We start from the raw sequence: 21,861 nt of genomic DNA, 5'->3' as shown, positions 1-21,861 counted from the left end.
GGCGGTGCTCGGCATCATCCCGTCGAACGCGATCAAGGCAGCGGCGGACGACGACATTCTCGCGCTGATGGTGTTCGCGCTGGCGATCGGCATCGGGCTGGTGCTGGTCCGCACCGACAAGACGCAGGTCTTCCAGGACGCAGTCGAAGGCCTGCTGGAGGTCGCGATGGCGCTGATCGGCCTCGTCATCCGGCTCGCCCCGATCGCCGTCGCCTGCTTCATGTTCAATCTCGCCGCGCTGTTCGGTTTCGACATCCTCATCCGGCTGAGCTGGTACGTCGCGACGGTGCTGGCCGCTATCCTGTTCCAGCTGGTGATCGTCTACGGCGCCGGGGTCTGGCTCGCAGCCGGCATGAATCCGCGGACCTTTTTCGGCGGCGCGCGCGAGGCGATGGTGATGGCCTTCTCCACCGCCAGCTCGAACGCGACGCTGCCCACGTCGCTGCGTATCGCCGAAACCGAGCTGAAGCTGCCCCGCAAGATCGCGCGCTTCGTGCTGACGATCGGCGCCACCGCCAACCAGAACGGCACCGCGATCTTCGAGGGCGTCACGGTGATCTTCCTCGCGCAGTTCTTCGGGGTGGAGCTCTCGCTCAGCCAGCAGGGCACGGTGATGCTGGTGTGCATCCTTGGCGGGATCGGCACCGCCGGCGTGCCCGCCGGATCGCTGCCGGTGATCGCGTTGATCCTCGGCATGGTCGGCGTGCCGCCGGCGGTGATCGGGATCGTGCTCGGGGTCGATCGCTTCCTCGACATGTGTCGCACGATGCTCAACGTCACGGGGGACCTCGCGATCGCGACCATGGTCAACGGGCGTGTTTCCCCGGCGCCGGCCAAGATATCGGCGTGATCCGGCGACACGCTCGCGATGGCGTCGCCCCGGCCTGAAGGAAAATCACGCCCGCAATATGGGGCGCGTCGGGGCGGCGTGGCCCCATGCCTGTTATCACCGCATTCGACCGTAGCCCTGCAACGCCGCGGCGGGCGAGCAGGCGGCGGAGCCCCGCCGTTGGCGTGGATCGCTGTGCGGCCCGTCGAGCAGGATCGCTTGGCCTCTGGCCGGAGCGGGTAGGATAGGGTAGGGGGCTACCCCATGGGACATCTGACCGCAAACAAGAATGACCTCCTTGCGCGGGTCAAGCGCATTGCCGGGCAGGTCGCGGCCGTCGAGCGCGGGCTCGAACGAGATGCCGGCTGTGCCGACATCCTTCACCTCGTCGCGGCGGTGCGCGGGGCGGTGAACGGCCTGCTCGACGAGATCGTCGTCGATCATCTCCACGAGCATGTCGCCAGGCCCGGTCTGTCGGATGCCGAGCGTTCGACCGGGGCCGAAGAGCTGATGACGGTCATCCGTCGCTACGTGAAATAGGCATCATCGTGGCCACCTCCATCGAGGGCGACGCACTCGCGCACAACCATGTGTTTCTCGGCACCGCGCATGACGAGAACGCCCGACGCACCCTGTGGGTCGTATCCCTGACCGCCGTCATGATGGTGGGAGAGATCGTCGCCGGCTATCTGACGGGTTCGATGGCGTTGCTCGCCGACGGGTTCCACATGGCCACCCATGCCGGCGCCCTCAGCGTGACGGCCGCTGCTTATGCCTATGCGAAGCGCCACGCGACCGATCGGCGCTTCAGCTTCGGCACCGGCAAGGTCGGGGATCTCGCCGGCTTCGCGTCCGCGCTCGTGCTCGGCCTCGTCGCTCTCGGCATCGGGATCGAGTCGGTCCTGCGGCTCTACCAGCCGATTCGCGTCGCCTTCGTCGAAGCGACCTGGATCGCGGTCGTCGGTCTCGGCGTGAACATCGTCAGCGCCTTCCTGCTTTCCGGAAGCCACTGGCACGGTCATGGTCACGCGCACGGCCATGGTCACGGCCATGAGCATGGCGGCCATCATGGGCACGATCATGGATCCGGCGTGAAGAGCCAGGACAACAATCTCCGGTCGGCCTATGTCCACGTGCTGGCGGATGCCCTGACATCCGTGCTGGCCATCGCCGCCCTCATCGCCGGTCGCACCCTCGGCTGGATATGGCTCGATCCGGTGATGGGCATTGTCGGCGCCATCGTCATCGCGCGATGGTCGTGGACGCTGATGCGCGACACCGCATCGGTACTGCTCGACGCGACCGACGACCACGTGGCCGACGAGGTGCGCGAACTGCTGGCCGGCATGGACGGCGCCCATATCAGCGATCTCCACGTCTGGCGTGTCGGACCGGAAGCTCATGCCGGTATCGTGAGCGTGACGGCCGGGCCGGGCATCGATCAGCGAATGGTGCGCGAACGCCTGCGGCCGGTGCACGAACTTGCCCACCTGACGGTCGAGATCCGGTGAAATCCCCGTGTGTCCAACTATGTTCGTTCGATGGGCGAACCGGCTGGTGCCGGGCCTGCGGGCGAACCAAGCCCGAGTGCCGAAGCTGGAAGAAGGCGCAGCCACATCAGCAGCGCAGGATCGCCGCCGATCTTCCAAGGCGACTGTCCAAGTTGCGAGCCGGCGCTCCCGACTGACAAGATCCGGGTGACAGGACCGCCAACCGACCGATTTCGAGTCGGCGTTTTCCAGACTCTGGTGGCGGATACTGGTAAGGCGGCCAGCCGTCGTGTCGCCAGATCGCGGACTTCATGGCGTCGCCACCGTTCGGGCTCTTGAGCAGAACCTGCCGTCGAGCGACCATGGATCGCTGCCGACGATCCGGCGGTAGCGGCATCCGAGCACGTGGTCAGGTCCGCCCATGCCCCCTCGACGGCATCAGGGATCGAATGGAGAAACCGCGATGATCCAGACGGCGGCCGAGGGGCATGGCTTCGGACGAACCCCGCCGCCTCGCCCGGAAGATCGGGCATCGGCAGCGTCAATGCTCGATGCGGGCCGCGAAGATGCGCGAGCCCTGGCCGAGCTTTCCGCCATGGCGGGAGAAGACGGCCCAGACCTCATCCGCCCCCGATAGACCGAGATATGCTTCTGCCTCGGACGGGGATTCTCCCGCCGTGAGAGCAGGGTCCCCCGGCGGATCGAGATCGACCGAACGGAAATGCGGCACGGCACTCGCCGCATCGCGGGATTCGGTCATATAGGCATGCCAGTCGCCGTGGCCGTTGGTGATCCACCTGCGCGGGTTCTCCGGCGCCTGCGTATTCAGCGAGGTGAACACGACATGCCCCGCGCGCCCCGCGATGATGTTGGCCTGGCCGTTGTTGAAGGTGGCGCCCGGCGGTATGATCCGGATCGGTCGCGACCAGCTGCGCGCCTTGTCGCGGGACACGACGAGATAGAGCTGGCTGTCGCGGTCGTCGGTCCACAGCGCATAGACGGTGCCCGCGCGATCGACCGCGACGCGCTGCTGGCCGTTGAGCGACCTGCAGGCACGCGAGTTCGGGATCGCCTCCTGCCGCCACGTCTCGCCATGATCCTCGCTGACGGCAATCATCTGGCGACAGACGTTCGCGGGCTTGAACGGATAGGTACGGTCCAGCAGGCGATCGGGGTAGAAGCCGATATATTCGGGATAATCGAAATAGATCGTCCCGTCCGGTGCGGCAGCGCCCGCGCCGGCCTCGGTCGTCACCGAGGCGGGACGGGGCATCTTCGTCCATGTCGCGCCGCCGTCGAGCGAGCGATAGACCGGGCGCAATCCGCCGACGAGGCGGGGTGCCACGCCGAAGAAGTAGACCGCGCGCTGGTTCAGTCCGGCCGGGTGATGGCCGGTGATGAGCCGCCCCCAGTCGAACGTGCCGCAGCCTACCGGGCGGCCGTGCCACGTCGCGCCGAGATTGTCGGTCCATGACACGACGGCGCCACCGCGAAACGTGCCGCAGGATTTCGCCGCCATGCTGGTCAGATAATAGAGCCGGTCGGTCACGGGATCGAGGTGGACATACCCGTGCGCGCCCTTGGCCGGATCGTCGCCGTTGGCGAGCGCCGGCACCGGCAGCGATTGCCAGTGGCGGCCGCCATCGGTGGAGCGCAGCACGCCGCCGGCGCTGCGCGCGATGAACATCACGCCCCGCCGGCTGATCTGGATCGAGGGTGACTGATCGACGAAGCCGGTGTCGTAGCGGCAGCCTCGACCGGTCGTGCGGCGGGCCGGCACCCCGGATGCGTGCGCGACGACCGGCGCGCAATAGGGCTGGCCCTGCGGCGCGGGCGCGGCGCGGTTGGCGGCAGGAGGTGGCGAGACGAAGCCCAGCGCCGTGACGACCGCCGCACCGATCACCAGCACCGCCGTCGCCCGAACAAGGGCGCGGCGCGGCCGGACGGTCGCCGCCGTCATCGCCGCACCAGCCGACCGAGAACCCCGCGGGCGTCGCCCTTCGGAACCGTCGCGACGAACGCGCCCCACAGCGTGCCGTCAGGCGACCAGCGCGCCACGGTATATTCCTGCGGGCCGCTCGCCCAGCAGCACGCCTCCGGCATCAGCGGCCGCCCGGGGCGGGTGACGGAGGCGGTATCGAAGACGGGCGCCGCCGCCGTCGGATCGGCGCTGACGGCGAGATAGCCCGTCCAGCCCTGCCTGTCCGTGGTGCCATAATAAGAGAGGCCCACGCGACCCTCCGGCGTGACCGTCAGCGACGGGAGTACCGCCTGCACCACTTCCGGCGGCGAGGCGCGGACGGGCCGGCTCCACGTCCGCCCCTTGTCGGCCGACCAGGCGAGGACGGGCAGATAGGTTTCGTCGATCCACTGGAGATAGAGCCGGCCCGCCGCATCCATCGCAAGCGCGTCGCTGAACTGGTTGGCGGCCATCTCGGCCGGCACCGCGTTCGATCGCCCGCTTACCAGCTGCCGGCGCCATGCGGGCGAGGCGATCGCATTGAGGATGCCCTTGGCGGCGCTGTCCCGCATCCGCGAGACGATATGGCGGTGCCACGTCCGGCCCTCGTCATGCGAGGTGACGAGTTCGATCGCGCCGCAGAAATGGACCGGGATGTAGATCGTCCCGTCCGCCGGATCGACGATGCCGCGCCCCATGCCGGAACCCTGCGGTTGGGTCAGGTTCGTGCAGTCGCCGCGCCTGTAGGGGTCGGCGCCGGAGGTCCTGAATGTCCTGCCGCCATCGACGGAGCGGAAGCAGCGGGCGCCGGTGAGGAAGCCGCCGGGCGTCGTCATGTTGCAATAATAGACGTTGGTCGGATAGGCGCCGCCACGCGGGGCGGCCGGGCGACCGGAGAAGACGCGGTTCCAGTCGTAACGGTCGGCCGAGTCGAAGACGCCCTTCTGCCAGGTGGCGCCCTTGTCGTCGCTGGCGAAGACCGGAGAGGCGCCGAGGGCGCTGTAGAAGAAGCGGTCGGTCACCGGATCGAGATAGCCGTCGGGAATGCCGGTGCGGGTGCCGGCGGGGAGCAATCGCCGGGTCCAGCTCGCGCCGTTATCGGTCGAGACGGCGATGCCGGCGGGACTGGTCGCGACCGACCGCAGGATCGTCCCGTCGCGGGTGATGGCGAGGCCGGGTTCGCCCGAGGTCATGCCGGTATCGATCAGGCACGGCCGGTAGGCGCCTGCGCCGAGCGCGACGCCGCCGGCATGGCGGACGCTTCGCCGATCGGCATCGCACCCCGTTTGCAGCGGTGCGAATGTGGGCCAGGCGGTCGGCGCATGCGCGAGGGCGGGGAGGATATAGAGAGCCACGAGAACGAGGAGCCCCAGCAACCCCAGCCCGAAGGGCGCGCGCGTATCGTATCGAGAACTGCGCTGCATCAGATGGCCTTCCCGTGCATGTGCGTCGGCATTCGGCCCCTTGCCCCCAGCACCGGCCTCAGGCGGCCGACAGGACGGCGCGGTCGCCTTGACCGCGCCGAATCCGGCCGAGCGAGAGCCAGATGATGGCGGCGGAAATGTACGCGACGGCAACGATCGCGGCGTAGGTCGACGGCGCCACGTCGAGCAGGCTGGCGATGGCGCAGGCGATGGCCGCGCCGACCGCCGGGGCGATCACGAACGCGCGCGTACCGGTCCAGCCGAGCCACCGGCACACAAGCGCGATGGGCAGCGCCAGAACGACGGTGATGATGCAGGACAGCAGGGTCGAGAACATCAGCGTCACCAGCAGCGACGTCACCGCGCTGCCCAGGTTCGCGCCGCCGCCGCCCTTCGTCACGAACTGGATCAGGAGCAGGAACAGGTAGCCGAGCGTATAGACCAGCCCGTTGCCGATCCCCGCCATGAAGACGGCCGTGGCGACCGTCATCTTGCCTGGCTTGTGCATGGAAATCTCCGGATGGCGGGCGGACTGGAAGGGATCGCGGGCAACCCGGCGTCGGTGAACGATCCCGACGCCGGGCCTCGTCCTAGAAACGGCCGGTGAGGCGGAGGCCGTATTCGGCCGGGCGGTTGATCGTGCCGATCGCGCCGATCCGCAGCGGCGTGGACGCGTTCGGGATGAAGCTGGTATAGTATTTCTCGTCGAACACGTTCTTGCCGAACACAGACAGCGTGACGTTCTGAAAAGTCAGGTCGGCCGATGCGTCCACCACCGTATGGGCATCCCGATAGACGATCTCGGTGCCGATCGGTGCCTTGCCGAGATAGGAGGCGCTGGCGTGCAGGCCGAACGACAGGCCATCGCGCACATTGTGGAAATAGTCCCCCTGCACGTTGAAGACATGCGGCGAGAAGGAGTTGAACCGGCGCCGCACGCCGCCCGCCGGGATCTGGTCGTTCTTCGCGTTCAGGTAGGTGTAGCCGCCGGACAGGGTGAGTTCGCGACCGACCTTCACCGCGCCGTCAAGCTCGAAGCCGTAGCTGCGCGCCTTGCCGCCGTTGCGCGAGATGATCGTCAGCGAGCCGTCCGTCCCGCGAATGGCGTCGTTCTGCAGGACATCGCTGTAATCGGTATAGAAGACCGCGCTGTTCAGGCGGACCCGGCGGGCGAACAGCTCGGTCTTGAGGCCGCCTTCGTAGTTGGTCGTCCGCTCGGGCTGGTAGGAGGCGAGCGCCAGCGGGGCGGTGATGGCGTTGAAGCCGCCTGCGCGGAACCCCTTGGTCGCCAGTACATAGGCCATCACGTCCGGCGAGAAATGGTAGGAGGCCGAAACCTTGGGCTGCCATGCCTTCGAGGTGACGCTGGCATCGAAATTCGTCAGCACGCGGGTGAGGCCGTTCAGGCTGGTGCTGATGTTGTCGCGCTTCTCGTAATCGTAGCGGAGGCCGCCGAGCAGTTCGAGGTTGCCGAGGACGAGCGTGGCCTGACCGAAACCGGCGTAGGTCTTGCCGGTCTCGCGCTTGGCGCCCGTCGTGAGCGGGCGGAAGCCGACGACCGGAAAGGCCGCCTCGGTCAGGCTGTTGCTGCGCTGCCTGTCGTCATTGTAATAGCCGCCGATCAGCCAGCGGAAGTTCGATGTGGTGCCCGATGCGTTGGCGAGCCGAAGTTCCTGCGCGAAGGTCTTGCGGTGATTGATGCCCGAGACGCGCAACGCCGAGACACGGGTGAAGTCGGCATCGCCCAGCGTATCGACATCGGACTTGTCATAGGAGGTGATCGCGGTGACCATCACCGGCCCGACCTCGAGGCTGTTCGACAGGTTGACGCTCTTGAACTTGGAGACGACCAGACCGTTGATGTTCTTGGTCACGTTATCGACCGGATCGTTGATCCCGCCCGTCGCGAGCGAGTAGGCGAACGGCGCCGACTGGAGATCGGCGTAGAAGACGGAAAGCGCGCTCTTGAAGTTCTCGCCCGGGGTCAGGACGAAGCGGCTGCGGATCGCGAAGTCGCGTCGCTCGTCGGCATTGCCGCCGGTCGTGCGGTTCTTCTGCAGGCCTTCGGAATAGCGGTAGAACACCGAGGTGCGGTTGCCGAGAACGTCGGCGACGAGCGGCACGTTGAGCGCGGCGTTGGCCACGATCTGCGGCCCGGTCGATCCCTCGGCCACGAACGTCGCGCCCAGCTTGTCGTCGGGATCGCGGGTGATGATGCTGATCGCGCCGCCGAGCGTGTTCTTGCCGTACAACGTGCCCTGCGGCCCCTTCAGCACCTCGATCCGCTCCACGTCGAAGAAGGGGATGATGTAGTAGGCGGAGGAGGGCTGATAGACCCCATCGACGAACATGCCGACGCCGGGCGCGGCGTTCACGTCCGACGACTGGCCCACGCCGCGGATCGAGACGCCGGTGCGGACGTCGGCGTCGCTGTCGAACTTCAGCGACGGGACCAGCTTGGTCACCTCGCGCAGATCGCGGATGGCCCGGGTGGCGAGCACCTCGCCGCTCAGGGTCGATACGGCGACCGGCGCGTCCTGCAACCGCTCGGCGAACTTGCGGGCGGTGACGACGATCTCTTCCAGGCTTCGATCATCGTCCGGCGATGTCGTGGCGTCGGTCGAAAGAGTACCGCCGAGGGCGATCTGCGCGGATGCCGCGTGGCCGGAGCAGATGGTCGCCGAAAAGACGGCGGCGCGCGCGGCCGTGGTCAACCAGAATGAACGTGTCATCGAAACCTCTCCCCCTGTCGATCATCGCTGATCATCGTCGTTACCTGTAGGGCCAGCCCGGACATCGGTCCGCTTCTGTGCCCCCGGTATTTCTCTAGTCAGAGCAGATGGGTCAGTCGGGCAATGTATGTCAACTGAAATATGAACCGTATGTAATTCGCCCTCTGGCGGTAAACCGGGGAAAGGTGGAAACGGCGGGAATAGGTGCGGCTTTCGCCCATCGGGGGGCGGTTCGCATTGGTGCCCATCGGGCCGGGAGGCGGCGATGGCAGGCAGGGCAGAGGGCAGGACGGATATGCGCCGCAAAGTGGAGACGGGTTATTCACGCGGCGAGGAGACGCGCGCGCGCATCCTCGACGTCGCGGTCAGGATGTTCGGATCGCACGGCTTCGACGGCGTATCGACGCGTGAGATCGCCGCGGCGGCATCCGTGCCGCAGCCGTCGCTGCGCTATTATTTCGAGAGCAAGCAGGGCCTTTACGTGGCCTGCCTGAACCACGTCCAGGCGCTCACGCTTCAGGCGGTCGAGCCCGTGATCGTCGAGGCGGAGCGGCTGCTGGCGGACGATGCGGCAAGCGGTTTCCAGATGATCGATGCGTTCTGCTCGATCCAGGAGGCGATGATCGACCACCTGATCGGCGGGGTGGAAGGAAGCGCCACGGCGCTTTTCATGGTCCGCCACGATCTGCCGTCGGTGGGCGGCGCGCACAAGTTCACCGGCGACGGCACGATCGCCTATCGCCTGACGGCCTGCTTCACCCGGCTCATCATGCGGATCAGCGGCAGCGGGCTGGACGGGCAGGCCGCCCTGCTCGTGGCGGGGCTGCTCAACGGGCCGCTCACCATCATCTATATCCGCCGCGGCCGTCTTGCCGACATCGGGTGGGACATCACGCCCGAGCGATTGCAATGGCTGAGGCGGACGATCCGGAAACATACGACCGCCGCGCTACTGGTGTATCTCACGGAATGAGGCTTGGCGTCGGCGGGCGACGCCGGCACGCGCTCCTGCCCAAACGACGCCCCGTAATATATCGATTGAATTATATTGGCGGTCGGCGATAGATTGATCGGGTCAGCAAACCCGGACAATCGGGGCCGGCGTGGCCGCCGCTGCCGGTTCGGCCACGACCGCACGATCAGGCATCAGGAGAGAAGAATGACCGACCAGTCCACGCCAGGCGACCCGACGACGAGCCGGTCGGGGATGGCATTGTCCCGTCGGGGCGTGCTGGGCGCGGCCGGTCTCGGTGCGGCCGTGCTTGCGGGCGGCGGCGCGCAGGCCGCCAGGCCGCTCGACAAGGTGACCATCTACCATGTCGAGGGCCGGCGATCGCAGCGGATCATCTGGCTCTGCGAGGAAATCGGCGCCCCCTATGAGGTGATGTTCAAGCGCGGCGACATCATGGGTTCGATCAACATGATCAAGGCGATCAACCCGACGATGCCGCTGGCGCCGACGGTGGTCTTTCGCGGCAAGACGATGATCGAGTCCGGCGGGATCGTCGAATATCTGATGTCGCAGTTCCCCGGTGGCGACAAGCTGGCACCTGCAAAGACGTCGCCCGACTATGCCGATTACCTAATGTGGATGCACTTCGCCGAAGGTTCGGCCGCCTGCAGGCTGGGGGCGGAGGCGACCCGCATCATGGCGAGCGGCGACCGGACGATCAAGCCGACCCTGATGGGCGGCGTCTACAAGATCGTCGGCGCGCAGGACATCGTCGACTATCTCGAAACCTATATCGCGGCGCATCCCTATTTCGGCGGCAACACGTTCTCCGGCGCCGATGTCATGATGGACTTCGTCGCGACCTACATCGCCGCCTTGCCGTTCGATCCGGCGACCTATCCGAAACTGAAGGCATGGCAGCAGAAGGTGCAGGCCCGCCCGGCCTATCAGCGTGCGTTCAAGGTCGGTGCGCCGGACGGGCTGGAAAAATACAAGTCCAAGCCGAAGAAGGCCATGTAACGCCTTGGCCCATGCGCCGGCATATCCGGGGCATGGGCCGCACGAGGACGGGGCCGGCAGCGCCGGGGACGGGAAGAACGGAATGATGATGCGCTCCTTTCCCCCGTTCCTGCTGTTGCTGCCGGTGCTCCCTGTCCCTGCAGCGGCGCAGTCGCTGCTGCCGGGCAATTGGGACGTCACCTCGAAATCCGTCGAGCTCGTCGTGCCGGGTGCGCCCGGCTTCCTGCTGCGCATGATGCGCGGAAAATCGAAGACGGAACACAAATGCCTGCCCGTGGCCGAGGCGAGAAACGGCGTCGCCACGCTGCTGGCGCCGAAGCCGGAAGCGAAATGCACGATCGAACGCTCGGTGATCGCCGGCGGGCACATCGACCATGTGATGGCCTGTCCGCAGAAGAAGGGGCCACCGCTCCATGTCTCGAGCGTCGGCAGTTACGCCACGACGACGTTCAACGTCCGCACGACCATGACCGGGCAGACCGACAAGGGGCCGCTGCGCATCGTGGCCGACCCGGCGGCTGTACGGACCGACACACGATGTCGAAACTGAGATGACGTCGATCGGTCGTCAGCTTCGGTCGATCTGCTCGGGGCGCTGGCCCAGCTCGCCGGGTTCGACGAGAACTATCTCCCCGGCCGGGGCGCGGCACCTGCCTGATCCGGTTGTAGACGCGTTTCCGCGATCGATGGTGTCGCTCGCGATCATTTCTCGGGCACCTCCGGCGGTGGCGGAAACCGTGGGCAGGCCCTTCAGAACATCCTCAAAACCCCCGTGATGGCGGCGAGAGTGGGTTGGGAGAAAGCCGGGATCAGCTTCTCTGCACGATCCGGCGACTGGCGGGTGTCGATCTCCTCGATGTCGAGGGCGGTCTGAAAATCACCGATAATGCCCACGCCGGCCAAATGCGGCCGGGATGCCCCCGGTCGTCGTCCTGTGCTTCGATGGTCGGAGCGATAGCGGGCATGAACCTTCTCGGCTCTGCGTATCGCACGCCTCCCGCAGCCCTGCGATCGAGGCTTTGTGACAATTTCGTCACGGTGCAGCTTGGATATTTCTCCGAAGCGGCTCCCTCGGGCCATCCGTGCCCCGTTTCGTTGCAACCTGTTTTCAGTCCGACTAAGCGACCCGAATTGCAACGCGCCTCCACAAGGCAGGCCGTGAGCACAAAACAGGGGTGGATATGAAAGCGCTGTCACATCGGTTGAGTCGTTCGCAGGCGTTGAAGGCCGGCTGTCTCGCGTCGGTCGCGATGCTCTCGCTGAGCGCCTCCGGCGCAGCGTTCGCGCAGGTCGCCGAGGCACCGGTCGCGGGCGCTCCCGGTGATACGGCGGATGTCGCCGCCGCCAACACCGAGCAGCAAAACAGCGCGAACGCCAGCGATTCCGGGGAGATCCTGGTCACCGCGCGTCGTGAGGCGGAAAATCTTCAGGATGTCCCGGTATCGATCCAGGTCGTCACCGGCGACCGGCTGCAGAAGCTGGCGATCACCTCCGTCGAGGAAGTCTCCAAGCTGGCGCCGGGCCTGACGCTCGTCAATGCCGGGTCCAGCACCTCGGTCACGCTGCGCGGCGTGACCTGGCAGCCCGGTTCGGGCACGCCCGCCACGCCGATCTACTTCAACGAAGTGCCGTTCGATCCCGGCAACACGATCGTCTCGCTGTTCGACGTCGGCCAGATCGAGGTGCTGCGCGGGCCGCAGGGCACCACCCGCGGCGCGCCGTCGATCTCGGGCGCGGTCACCATCAGCACCCGCAAGCCCGATCTCGACGAGTTCGGCGGCTACATCCAAGGCCTTTACGGTCAGGGCGACCACACCGATTTTCAGGGGGCGATCAACGTCCCGGTCATCAAGGACGTGCTGGCATTCCGCTTCGCCGCCAACATCGAGGACAGCGACGCCACCCGGATCTACAGCGTCCAGCCCGGTGCGCCGGACCCGAAGCTGAGGGATCGCACCTATCGCGCCACGGTGCTGTTCAAGCCGACCGACACGCTTTCGCTGCAGGCGATGTACCAGCGCCGCAAGACCCTGTCGCTGCTCTACAGCCAGGTCGCCGGACCCGGCAGCCCGGGGCGGGCGGCGGTACGGGGGTTCTCCCCGTTGCAGCCGGCCGGTTTCAACGGGCCGGCGCTCGACGCGAATGATCGCCGGTCGGTGCAGGATCTGCCGAGCAACCTTCCGCAGCACCTCGATCTGCTGACCGTCAACGCCAGCTGGGAGGTTGCCGGCCATACGCTGAGCTACAACTATGGCCGCCAGTTCAACCGCAGCGGCCCCAATTTCAACGCGACCGACACGCTGAACGCGCTCCCCGGGTTCGAGACGGGCACGATCCCGGACGCCACGCCCGGCGGCGTTCCGCTGTTCCGGACGCACGAGATCCGCATTTCGTCGCTTCAGGACGAAAATCGCCCGTTCGAATATGATATCGGCTGGTTCTCGCGGCGTTCCGGCACCACCGGCACGTTCACGAACTTCAACTCGCCCACGTATCTGACCGGCGCGTTCGGCAATCCCATCCTCGATGGCCCCGGTGCCGTCACCACGCCGAACCCGCGCTATGTCCTGAACAGCTCGACGAACATCAACATCTCCCAGGTGTTCGACAGCTTCTACGGCAACCTCAAGTTCCACATCGATGAGCGGACCGAGCTGACCGGCGGCGTCGCGATCCTGCGGGACCGGACCGCCGTGAGCCAGGACATCCGCACCTTCGCGGCGTTCCAGGCCGTCGTCGATCCCCGCCTGCCGTCGCGCCTGGCCTGCCCGGCTGTGGCGCCCGGTGCGATCGCCAGCCCGGTCTACACGTCCGGCGTCGTTTGCGAGGTTCCCATTCCGGACGGCTTCCGCAACGCGCGGCAGGCCGACAACAACAAGAATACCGACAGCATCTACAACATCTCGCTGTCGCATAAATTCACCGACGATTTCCTCGCCTACGCGACGCACGGCACGTCCTTCCGCACCGGTTTTCCGGCGGTCAACAACTTCGGCCTGCCCAACAGTCTGGTCTCGCCCGATCCCGAAACCGCCAAATCGTACGAGATCGGCGCCAAGGCCGAGTTCGGGCGGCGGCTGCGGATCAGCGCCGCGATCTTCCAGCTCGATTACAAGGGCCAGCTGACCACGTTCGAGGGCGTCCCCTTCTTCAGCAGCACCTCGCTGCGCGTGGCGCGGACCAACCTCGCCTTCTTCCGCAATGTCGATGCGCGGGTGCGCGGCGCGGAGGTGGAGATCGCGGCGCGGCCGATCGACGGTCTCTCGCTCGGCGCCAACTTCAGCTACTCGAAGATCAAGTCGCAGGGCGGCGCCGGTCCGTGCGACAACGGCACCGTGACGGCCGCGAACCCCAACGGCGACCTCTCGACGGCGAACCCGGTCGACTTCTGCCCGATCGCGAAGGGCGTGGTGCTCAATACCCAGGCACCGTTCCAGGCGACGTTCAACGGCGGCTACGAAGTGGCGGTCACCGATTATCTCGGCGGCTATGTTCGTTTCAACGTCAGCTATCAGGGCAAGAACCCCAATTTCGGCAACTTTCCGACCACGGTTGGCGCGACGAGGACGTTCCGCAAGGTCGGGGACTATGCGATCGTCGATCTTTTCGCAGGCCTGACCGGGGACAAGAGCGGCTGGGAGATCGGGGCCTATGCCAAGAACGTGTTCGACAAGGTGGTCGAGCAGTCGCGCTTGCGGGCGGTCAACGTCTACCCGAACTTTGCCGCAGCGACCGGATATGATGTCGTGCGCACCACGCGACCGCGCGAAATCGGCGTGACCGCGCGTTACGCGTTCGGCTCCAAGTAAACCGATCTTTCCCGGAAACCACGTCGTGGGTGCGGCTTGGGATAGAGCCGCCTCTCGTTCCGGCACGGTACGGCCCCCTCAGAGGAGGGGGCCGTACTTGTATCGACGCTCGTCGTTTCGCTTGCGCGTCGGTGTCGAGTATTAAGTCGGCGTCTATCTCACGCATCTCTTCCGTCGATTGCGCCCGCGTGACTCCCGCCTGCACCAGCGCGATGGGCCTGGCTGCGCCGCCCTTGCTGATCCGGACGAGCAACAGGTTTCTCCGGTGCGTCCGAACGTCTCGATCGAGATCAGCGGCGCGGCTTCCGCCAGACGCCCGAGCGGCCCGCGTGTCGCCGCATAGTCCGGCGTCCACCCGTTAACGCCTTCTTTTCCCGTGCGCTTTAGGAGCTGACGCCCATTGGGGGTCGGATGACAATGCTTCCGATACAAGTCGGAATTCCGAGATCGCGGTGGCGTCATCCTCCCGGATTCTCGAGTCGCTGCAGAACCCGGTTCTCGTCGTCGATGCCAACAGCGAGATCACCTACGCCAACGCAACCGCCGCGGTCCGACGCGACAGGGGGGCACGCGTCGATACGCACGTCGCGACGGTGCGGCAGCAAACGCGGGTCCGTTCGCATTCCCGATCGTTATGACGTCAGCATCATGGGAGCGACAGATGTCTGATAGCAAAGAGCATACCGACGAGGCCGTGGATCCTTCAGGCGACGCCAAGGCAGACGCCGCCGGCAAGACCGAGGCCGAGAAAGCCAGAAAGATGGAAGACGCGCAGAAAGAGGCAGCCATTGAACGTGAGGAAGATGGTGGCTATCAGTAATCCGGCAGGCCCGCGCCTGGCCTGACTGCCGTGGGGCTTCGCACGCCGATGTGGTGCGATCGGAGGCGTTGATCGGGCTCGGCCCTTGTTCCATCCTTCCCAGACGGGTGGCCTGCCATGTTAGTGAGCCGATGCCGAGGCGACGGTCGATCATGCTGGGCCAGCGGCACCGCCTGTCAGCGTAGCCGGCTCTTCGCCCGGATCGCGTGGAATTCGGAAGTGCTGTTCCACTCGGGCCAGAGGTCGCTTTCAGCGAGCGTGGCGCCGACCTGCGCGATCAGATCGACATCGGCCGCAGCGCCGCGCAAATCCCACGCGGACGACCAGACGTCGCATGTCTGGTGGTAGCAGCGCATGTAGTCGTCGAGCCAGGCCTGCCCCGCCGCCCGTCCACCGGCCACAAGATCGGGCGCGCCGCTGATCGCCATCAGCAGCAGCGTCGGCACGCCCCGACGCGCGAGCGAGAAATGGTCGGCGCGATAGAATAGCCCACGCTCCGGCAGCGCCTCGGGCGTGACGGTGCGGCCCTGCGACCGTGCGGCTTCGCCCAGCAGCGTTTCGAGCTGGTTCTGACCATCGCCGACCAGCATGACATCCCTTGCGGGGCCGGCGGTCTGAAGGATGTCGAGCGTCAGGTTCGCGACCGTCTTCGCGGCGGGATAGATCGGGTCGGCGGCATAGGTTTCCGAACCGAGCAAGCCACGCTCCTCCCCGGTCCACAGCCCGAAGACCAGGCTGCGGGGGCTGCGCGGCCGCCGGGCGGCGATACGGGCGATCTCGAGCAGGCCCGCGACGCCGAGCGCGTCGTCATTGGCGCCGGGGCGGATCGTGCGTCCCTGCGCATCCGGCTTGCCTTCACCGTAGGCGTCCCAGTGCGCGCCGAACATCACGACCTCGTCCGGACGGGTCGTGCCCGGCAGCCGCGCCAGGACGTTGCGGCTGGTGGCTCGCGTGAAACGCGCGGGCAGATCGGCGGAAAGACCGGTGCCCCGCAGCGGAACGGGACGAAAATCGCGCCGGCGGGCCGCGATGCGCAGGCCAGCGAGGTTTTGCCCCGCGGCGGCGAACAGCCTGGTCGCGGCGACCCCCTCCAGCCAGCCCTGCAGCAGGACACGCGAGGCGCTGGGAGAGGCGACATCGTAGTTCTCGCCGGCCGGCGCCATGACCGTGGCCCAGCCGTAACCGGCGCCGGCGGTGTCGTGAACGATCAGCGCGGCGATCGCGCCGCGCCTTGCCGCCTCCTCGAACTTGTAGGTCCAGCGGCCGTAATAGGTCATGCGGCGGTTGCCGAACACGCCGGCGACGGGTTCGCCCGCCGCCGCCTCGAAATCGGGATCGTTGACGAGGAAGACCGCGACCTTGCCCTGCAGATCGACTCCCTTGAAATCGTCCCACTGTCGCTCGGGTGCGGTGACGCCGTAACCGACGAAAACCATCGGCGCGGCATCGATGCGGACATGATCGACGGGGCGGACCGTACTGACATAGACATCGCGGTTCTGGATCAGTGCGGCGCCGTTCGCAGAGATCGTGCCCTGTTCCAGTTGCGTGCGAACCAGCGGCACGTCCTGCGTCCAGCTGCCCGCCCGGCCGCCGGGCTCCAGACCCGCCGCCCTGAACTGCGCGATCAGCCAGTTGATCGTCTTCTCCTCGCCGGCCGTGCCGGGCGCACGGCCGGCGAACGCATCGGACGCCAGCGTCTTTACATCCGCGGATAGTCGCGCGGGCGAGATCGGGCCTTCGTACCGTGCCGCGGTGGCGGGGCGTTGCGCAGTCGCGGGTGCCGCCAGGGCGACCGTCGCCAGGAGCAGGCAGGCGATACGAACGTTCATGGCAATCTCCCTTCGCCGATGCCCATGCCGCCGATGGCGACCAACGGCCTCTTGCCGGGGTAGCGCGGTCGTCATCGAAAACCTATGGCGACAGTGTGCTGGCTCTGGCGCCGGGTGCATGTGCTCACCCGCCGCGCTGATCCTCGTCATGGGGATCGGTGCCTCGCCCGCGACCCGTCGCTGATCCCCGGGAGTATAACCGTCTCGCGCCGGTCTCGTTGACAGCCGCCAACGCTATTCCCGCCAGATTCCTCGAACGAGTGACATGCCTCAGCTTTACGACCGGCATGGCCGCCACCGCTTGCTCGAATGCCGTCAGATAGGGCTTGAGGTGAGGGCTGCGACATTTCCAGCGACCGCTCGCCTGTTCGATCACGAGCCTGGAGTCGCCGACGAATACCGCCTCCCGCAGGCCGGCGGCGGCGGCCAGCCCGACGGCGTATAGCAGCGCGGACCATTCCGCCTCGTTGTTGTCCCCGACGACCATGTCCGTTTTAACATATGTGCTGCCAGCCATCACGACCGCGACCTGCATCGGCCCCGGATTGGGCTGGCAACCGCCGTCGAAAAAGATCTTCATGCAGCGCCCCCGTTCCGCCCTCGCGTGCCGGATGCGGGCCTAGCTGATATGCCCGACGAAACCAGCCACCGGCCATGCCGGACCATGCCCCTGCATTCGCGCAACCGCAAAATGACCCGGTCGATCGCCGATAACCGAAGCCCCAACGCCTGCGGAACGATCGCGCCTCGAAGGCGTGGGTCGTGCATCGGCCGCGCTCTGGTGCAGCGAGCTGCATCGACGCCTGACGCAAGAGTGTAGACGAACAGTCGAAGCGAGCTGCGGGGCGGCTGCCTCAGCCGTCTGGTTAGCGATGCGTCGTCTCGCGCCGGGCCGGCGGAGAAGATCAGGCGCGACCCACCACCGCGATGAGCGGGTCGCCGCGAGAGCCGTCTGCGAGCACCTGCGCCTCCACCTGGCCGAAACCGGCGTGCGAAAGATAATGACCGATCAGCGCCGCCTGTTCGTTCATCTCCAGCGACCGCCAGACGGCGACGGCCTTGGTCGGGAAGCAGCGGTTCGAATAGCTCACGATGAACGGTGCGCCGGGTGTCAGCACGCGACGGACCTCGGCGAACACGTCGTACGGCCGCTGAAGATACTGCACGCCGACACAGCAGAGCGCGGCCTCGAATGCGTCCGTGTCCAGCGGCAGGGCGGGGTCGGCGTTGAGATCGCGAACGAACCAGCGATCCAGCCGTGGATTGGCGGCAAGCTCGTCGGCGTTCATGCCGTGGCCGATTACGGAATAGGATCCGTCGTCGGGAAGGTGGCTGACCCAGCTCGACATCAGGTCGAGTACGCGTGCGTCGGCCGGCACCAGATCGCGGTAGCACCGGGTCAGCGCGACGACCGCAGCCTCGTCGATATGCGTGACCAGTCGCGGCGGGGCGTAGAATGCGAGATCGTCGCCGGTGTCCTGCTTCGCAAAGGCGCCGGCCGGCAGCTCGGGCATGGGGTCGCTCATTCGATCGCCTTTTATGGTTCGGACCGGTCCATATAGGGCGTGCCGGCGCCGATGCGGCGGTCCGGATCGGGAGCGCCGTCATTCCACCCTGCGCAGTCGCGCGATGGTTTCCTGTGTCATGCCGCATTTCTGCAAGCGGGATCGCCCAATGCCAAGACACCATCTTGTCCCGGCACAGCCGCTGAACGGCAACCTGAACAAACGGCCGGAGTCCGGGAGCGCCAAACGGCATCGGAACGGCGAGTCGTCTGCGACTGCCGTGCACGATGCGTCGGATGCCTTGTTCCGCTTCAGTCGCGAAGGAGAGTCTCGATCTGTAGATGAAGCTGGCCACCAACGGCCAGAGATCGATCGCCGAGGCGGGCCGCGGCCGATGGAAGCGCGCCTTCCTGGTGTGCAATGAGCAACAAGGCCATCGCCATGGTGCCGATCGTGCCGGTTCGAAAGGCGTCGCTATCGTCGATGCACCGCCGCAGCAGGGCGATCAACGACATCGTGAGGGCAGCCATCAGGGCCGTGCAGCCCAAAACCAGGAGCGGAACCGGCAGTTCTGCGAGGTGTGACGTCCCGACAGCGGCCACCGTCATCGCCAGCGCCGAAGGTCCATCGCGGCGAGCGAGTGCATTCCCCACGGAAGCTCCCAAGCCACCCGTCAGCATCAGGAAGAAAGCAGGCGAGCCAAAAGCGATGTCCATGGGCACGGTGGTTACCTCCGGCTCTCCAGAGACGCTCGCCCGACCTATGGTTAGCGAAATCTAAAAACGGGACATATCAGACCCATGTCGAGCGCTAGGCCTCGCCAATCTGGTGCCGGCTACCGGCGGACGGTCCGCAGGGGACCCATCACCCCCGCCGACAGCACGATGCGGGGCGACGATATCGCTGCGACCGCAGGCCAGTCAGCGATCTTTCGCCTCACCGATAGCCAGCGATCGCAACTGGCGTTGCTGGCAGGGCAGTAGAACGTAACCGACCAACCCTGCGACACGCCTACGGTGGCGGGGGGTAATCCCACCTCCGATGAAAGCAGATCGTCCGCCCCCCCCCCGCCTGCATCGGCTTCGAGCGTATTCGGCCGGGGGTTTGTGTCACGACGCGCGAAGCTGCTAAGGTCGCGACATGTCAAAACCGCAAAGCAACGGCGGCACCATCGATGTCGATGGCGCCACATATGATTGGCACCTTCAACGCGAACCGCACCAGTCCGATGACGAGGGCTGGAAGGGGATGACGATTTCGCTCCTCCAGCACGGCGCCAAGCGCGAAGCATGGGTCGAATTTCCGCCGTCCAAGCGCCTGTTGAAGGGCCTGCCGCGCGGTCGTCTGCAACTCGACGGCGCGACGATTTCCCGGTGCGTGCGCGCGGCTCTGTCGGCCGGCTGGGAGCCGACGACACGCGGCAAGCCGGTGACGTTCACGGTCGATGCCGAAGGCAATTGACGTGACCGGCCGGGATGAGGACTGAAACACGCTGCGCCGCTGACCCACCGTCGGCGCAAAGCCGAATGCGTACGAAGTCCACCCTTGTAGCAAGTCGGCCGATCACCTGAAAGCGGACCAGCGTGGCGAATGGATCTGGATGACCGGATCCGGGGCCACGCTTACCCTTGCTGGTCCAGCCAGGTCGCCGTGATCCTGCCCCTGTGCCCTTCGGGCGCCAGTGCATCGCGGAGGGCCTCCAGCAGAGGCGGCAGCGCCTGCGTGAAGGCATAGGGCGGATTGACGATAAAGAGACCCGCGCCATTATAGATGCCGGGCTGATCGGCATCGTACAGCCAATGCTCCACCGACATGAATTTCGGGATGCCGAGCCTGCGCAAGTCGCCCTTCCACCGCTGATGCGTCGCGCGGTCTTTGAGCGGATACCAGATCATCGATACGCCATGCGCCCATTTACGGTGCGCCGCGGCGAGGGTGCCGGTGATGCGTGCGCGTTCGTCCGCTTGCTCATATGGCGGATCCACCACCACCACGCCGCGACCGGTGCGGGTCGGAAGCATCGCCAGCCAGAGCTCGTAGGCATCGCGCTCATGCACGGCGGCCAGCGTACCGCGCATCACGCCGCGCAGGGCGGCGGCGTCCTCGGGATGCTTTTCGTTGAGGATCAGCACGTCCTGCGGGCGCAGAAGGTGTGCCAGGAACTGCGGCGAGCCGGGATAGAGACGCGGCTCCGCCCCGACATTCACCGCCCCTACGATCGCGCGATAGTCGTTCAACACCGGGGTCGAACCGGCAAAGGCCCGCAGCACGCCCTGAGCGGCTTCACCAGTGCGTTGAGCCTGCTCGCCGCCAAGGTCGTAAAGCCCGCAGCCGGCATGGGTGTCGATCAGGGTCAACGCGCCCTGCTTCTGCTGCAAGGCCCGGACAAGCGCGATCAGCAGGCTGTGCTTCACGACGTCGGCGCTGTTGCCGGCATGGAAGGAGTGGCGATAATTCATTGAAACTCGGAACCCTGACGAATGAGCAATTCCTCGAACTGGCCCGGCGCGATTCCAGCGACAGACCAGTCGCCGATCGACCAGCGGATCAGCCTCAAGGTAGGTAACCCGACCGCCGCCGTCATTCGGCGCACCTGCCGGTTGCGCCCTTCGCGGATGGTGACTCTGAGCCAGCTATCGGGGATGAGCCTGCGCTGGCGTATCGGCGGATCACGCGGCCAAAGGTCCGGCGCCTGGATGCAATCAACAACGGCAGGCAGGGTCATGCCATCGTTCAGCCGGACGCCGCGCCGCAAGCGCTCCAGTTCCGGCTCCTGCGGCTCACCTTCGACCTGCACCAGGTATGTCTTGGGCATCTTGAAGCGCGGATCGGCAATCCGCGCCTGCAGTCGCCCGTCATCGCATAACAGCAGCAAGCCCTCGCTGTCCCGATCGAGCCTCCCGGCAGGGTAGACGCCTTTCGCCTCGATGAAGTCCGACAATGTCGACCGAACCGTCGGCGATCCGCGGTCGGTGAATTGTGACAAGACCCCGAAAGGTTTGTTGAACAGGAGCAGCCGGGCCATCATGCGCTCATATCGTTCGACAGCGGCCGTGTCCTCTGCTGCATGCCGCCGCCAGGATAGGCTGCACCCCGGTTCCCCCCGCAAACCCTCTGCGCATGCACAAGCGACCGCTTTCAGGGTCGCCAAAGCTGTCGCTGAGTGGTCGATGTCTAGTCGATCGGCCTGCAAACGTGACGTAGCCTCGCGGGACGGTGCGGTGACACCGACAGCCTCCGCGACACGATAGGACGAACGTCGCACGGTGGGAAAGCCCGCCGAGATCGTCGAAGCCAAGAGAGGGGAGGGCGAGGGGGCGTCCCAAAAGAAAAAGGCCCTGCATCGCTGCAAGGCCTTGTAAACTATGGTGGACGCACTTGGGCTCGAACCAAGGACCCGCTGATTAAGAGTCGTATGAGAATCAAATGAAATCAACGTCCGTTCCGACAACACGCGCTTTGTTCACGCTATGGTATATCAATGGCTT

The 21,861-nt window shown here is 66.2% G+C and carries 22 protein-coding genes; 11 read left to right on the top strand and 11 right to left on the bottom strand.

Annotated features, from left to right (window positions below):
• From FOY91_RS08955 to FOY91_RS08940, 4 genes are all read left to right on the top strand, one after another.
• Positions 1–850, top strand: an 850-nt coding sequence (locus tag FOY91_RS08955) for a dicarboxylate/amino acid:cation symporter (protein WP_145150240.1), incomplete at its 5' end; no start/stop codon positions are given.
• Between the two features lie 243 nt (positions 851–1,093).
• A complete protein-coding gene (locus FOY91_RS08950) occupies positions 1,094–1,369 on the top strand; it encodes a metal/formaldehyde-sensitive transcriptional repressor (protein ID WP_145150238.1) in 276 nt (91 codons plus the stop codon).
• Between the two features lie 8 nt (positions 1,370–1,377).
• Positions 1,378–2,340 carry a CDF family Co(II)/Ni(II) efflux transporter DmeF gene (gene dmeF, locus FOY91_RS08945; RefSeq protein ID WP_145150237.1) on the top strand — a complete coding sequence of 321 codons (963 nt, stop codon included), beginning with the start codon at positions 1,378–1,380 and terminating at the stop codon, positions 2,338–2,340.
• Positions 2,337–2,516: a DUF1289 domain-containing protein gene (locus FOY91_RS08940; protein ID WP_145150235.1), complete on the top strand. Its 180-nt coding sequence runs from the start codon at positions 2,337–2,339 to the stop codon at positions 2,514–2,516. The genes dmeF and FOY91_RS08940 overlap by 4 nt, the downstream gene beginning before the upstream one ends.
• A 344-nt stretch (positions 2,517–2,860) precedes the next feature.
• Here FOY91_RS08940 and FOY91_RS08935 read toward each other — a convergent pair whose 3' ends face one another.
• The 4 genes from FOY91_RS08935 to FOY91_RS08920 form a co-directional block, all read right to left on the bottom strand.
• Complete coding sequence (locus FOY91_RS08935) at positions 2,861–4,279, bottom strand: beta propeller repeat protein (RefSeq protein ID WP_145150233.1); 1,419 nt, start codon at positions 4,277–4,279, stop codon at positions 2,861–2,863.
• Entirely contained in the window at positions 4,276–5,703 is a 1,428-nt protein-coding gene (locus FOY91_RS08930) for a sialidase family protein (protein WP_145150230.1), read from the bottom strand. The genes FOY91_RS08935 and FOY91_RS08930 overlap by 4 nt, the downstream gene beginning before the upstream one ends.
• Positions 5,704–5,761: 58 nt before the next feature.
• Positions 5,762–6,193, bottom strand: a complete 432-nt coding sequence (locus FOY91_RS08925; protein WP_145150228.1) for a hypothetical protein — start codon at positions 6,191–6,193, stop codon at positions 5,762–5,764.
• Between the two features lie 100 nt (positions 6,194–6,293).
• On the bottom strand, positions 6,294–8,435 hold the full coding sequence (locus FOY91_RS08920; protein ID WP_145150227.1) for a TonB-dependent receptor: 2,142 nt from the start codon (positions 8,433–8,435) through the stop codon (positions 6,294–6,296).
• 265 nt (positions 8,436–8,700) lie between these two features.
• On the opposite strand from FOY91_RS08920, the gene FOY91_RS08915 reads away from it, so the two are divergent.
• From FOY91_RS08915 to FOY91_RS08905, 3 genes are all read left to right on the top strand, one after another.
• Positions 8,701–9,408 carry a TetR/AcrR family transcriptional regulator gene (locus FOY91_RS08915; RefSeq protein WP_145150225.1) on the top strand — a complete coding sequence of 236 codons (708 nt, stop codon included), beginning with the start codon at positions 8,701–8,703 and terminating at the stop codon, positions 9,406–9,408.
• Between the two features lie 186 nt (positions 9,409–9,594).
• Positions 9,595–10,407 carry a glutathione S-transferase family protein gene (locus FOY91_RS08910; RefSeq protein ID WP_145150223.1) on the top strand — a complete coding sequence of 271 codons (813 nt, stop codon included), beginning with the start codon at positions 9,595–9,597 and terminating at the stop codon, positions 10,405–10,407.
• Between the two features lie 82 nt (positions 10,408–10,489).
• Positions 10,490–10,957 carry a DUF3617 domain-containing protein gene (locus FOY91_RS08905; RefSeq protein WP_145150221.1) on the top strand — a complete coding sequence of 156 codons (468 nt, stop codon included), beginning with the start codon at positions 10,490–10,492 and terminating at the stop codon, positions 10,955–10,957.
• 200 nt (positions 10,958–11,157) lie between these two features.
• Here the strand turns inward: FOY91_RS08905 and FOY91_RS21645 are convergent, their stop codons facing one another.
• Positions 11,158–11,301 (bottom strand): hypothetical protein, encoded by a 144-nt coding sequence (locus FOY91_RS21645; protein ID WP_162527184.1) that lies wholly within the window; start codon positions 11,299–11,301, stop codon positions 11,158–11,160.
• 287 nt (positions 11,302–11,588) lie between these two features.
• On the opposite strand from FOY91_RS21645, the gene FOY91_RS08900 reads away from it, so the two are divergent.
• The 3 genes from FOY91_RS08900 to FOY91_RS21640 all read left to right on the top strand — a co-directional run bounded on the left by FOY91_RS08900 (position 11,589) and on the right by FOY91_RS21640 (position 15,036).
• A complete protein-coding gene (locus FOY91_RS08900) occupies positions 11,589–14,216 on the top strand; it encodes a TonB-dependent receptor (RefSeq protein ID WP_145150219.1) in 2,628 nt (875 codons plus the stop codon).
• 452 nt (positions 14,217–14,668) lie between these two features.
• The gene (locus FOY91_RS22790) at positions 14,669–14,854 is read left to right on the top strand and encodes a PAS domain-containing protein (protein ID WP_420822872.1); all 186 of its coding nucleotides are present in this window, start codon (positions 14,669–14,671) and stop codon (positions 14,852–14,854) included.
• 23 nt (positions 14,855–14,877) lie between these two features.
• Positions 14,878–15,036, top strand: coding sequence for a hypothetical protein (locus FOY91_RS21640; RefSeq protein WP_162527183.1), 159 nt, complete (start codon positions 14,878–14,880; stop codon positions 15,034–15,036).
• 176 nt (positions 15,037–15,212) lie between these two features.
• Here FOY91_RS21640 and FOY91_RS08895 read toward each other — a convergent pair whose 3' ends face one another.
• From FOY91_RS08895 to FOY91_RS08880, 4 genes are all read right to left on the bottom strand, one after another.
• Positions 15,213–16,868 carry a M28 family peptidase gene (locus FOY91_RS08895; protein WP_145150217.1) on the bottom strand — a complete coding sequence of 552 codons (1,656 nt, stop codon included), beginning with the start codon at positions 16,866–16,868 and terminating at the stop codon, positions 15,213–15,215.
• A gap of 124 nt (positions 16,869–16,992) precedes the next feature.
• Positions 16,993–17,448 (bottom strand): reverse transcriptase-like protein, encoded by a 456-nt coding sequence (locus FOY91_RS08890; protein WP_145150215.1) that lies wholly within the window; start codon positions 17,446–17,448, stop codon positions 16,993–16,995.
• A 325-nt stretch (positions 17,449–17,773) separates the two neighbouring features.
• Entirely contained in the window at positions 17,774–18,394 is a 621-nt protein-coding gene (locus FOY91_RS08885) for a class I SAM-dependent methyltransferase (RefSeq protein ID WP_145150213.1), read from the bottom strand.
• 290 nt (positions 18,395–18,684) lie between these two features.
• The gene (locus FOY91_RS08880) at positions 18,685–19,095 is read right to left on the bottom strand and encodes a hypothetical protein (protein WP_145150211.1); all 411 of its coding nucleotides are present in this window, start codon (positions 19,093–19,095) and stop codon (positions 18,685–18,687) included.
• 418 nt (positions 19,096–19,513) lie between these two features.
• Here FOY91_RS08880 and FOY91_RS08875 point away from each other — a divergent pair, with 418 nt between their 5' ends.
• Positions 19,514–19,834 carry a hypothetical protein gene (locus tag FOY91_RS08875; protein WP_145150209.1) on the top strand — a complete coding sequence of 107 codons (321 nt, stop codon included), beginning with the start codon at positions 19,514–19,516 and terminating at the stop codon, positions 19,832–19,834.
• A 161-nt stretch (positions 19,835–19,995) separates the two neighbouring features.
• Here the strand turns inward: FOY91_RS08875 and FOY91_RS08870 are convergent, their stop codons facing one another.
• Complete coding sequence (locus FOY91_RS08870; RefSeq protein ID WP_145150207.1) at positions 19,996–20,832, bottom strand: 23S rRNA (adenine(2030)-N(6))-methyltransferase RlmJ; 837 nt, start codon at positions 20,830–20,832, stop codon at positions 19,996–19,998.
• Positions 20,829–21,398 (bottom strand): pseudouridine synthase, encoded by a 570-nt coding sequence (locus FOY91_RS08865; protein WP_145150251.1) that lies wholly within the window; start codon positions 21,396–21,398, stop codon positions 20,829–20,831. The genes FOY91_RS08870 and FOY91_RS08865 overlap by 4 nt, the downstream gene beginning before the upstream one ends.
• Positions 21,399–21,861 lie beyond the last annotated feature (463 nt).

This window comes from Alterirhizorhabdus solaris (genome assembly GCF_007785815.1).
Taxonomy (GTDB): Bacteria; Pseudomonadota; Alphaproteobacteria; order Sphingomonadales; family Sphingomonadaceae; genus Alterirhizorhabdus; species Alterirhizorhabdus solaris.
Note: the sequence above shows the minus strand (reverse complement) of the source record. Positions and strands in the feature narration are given on the sequence as shown.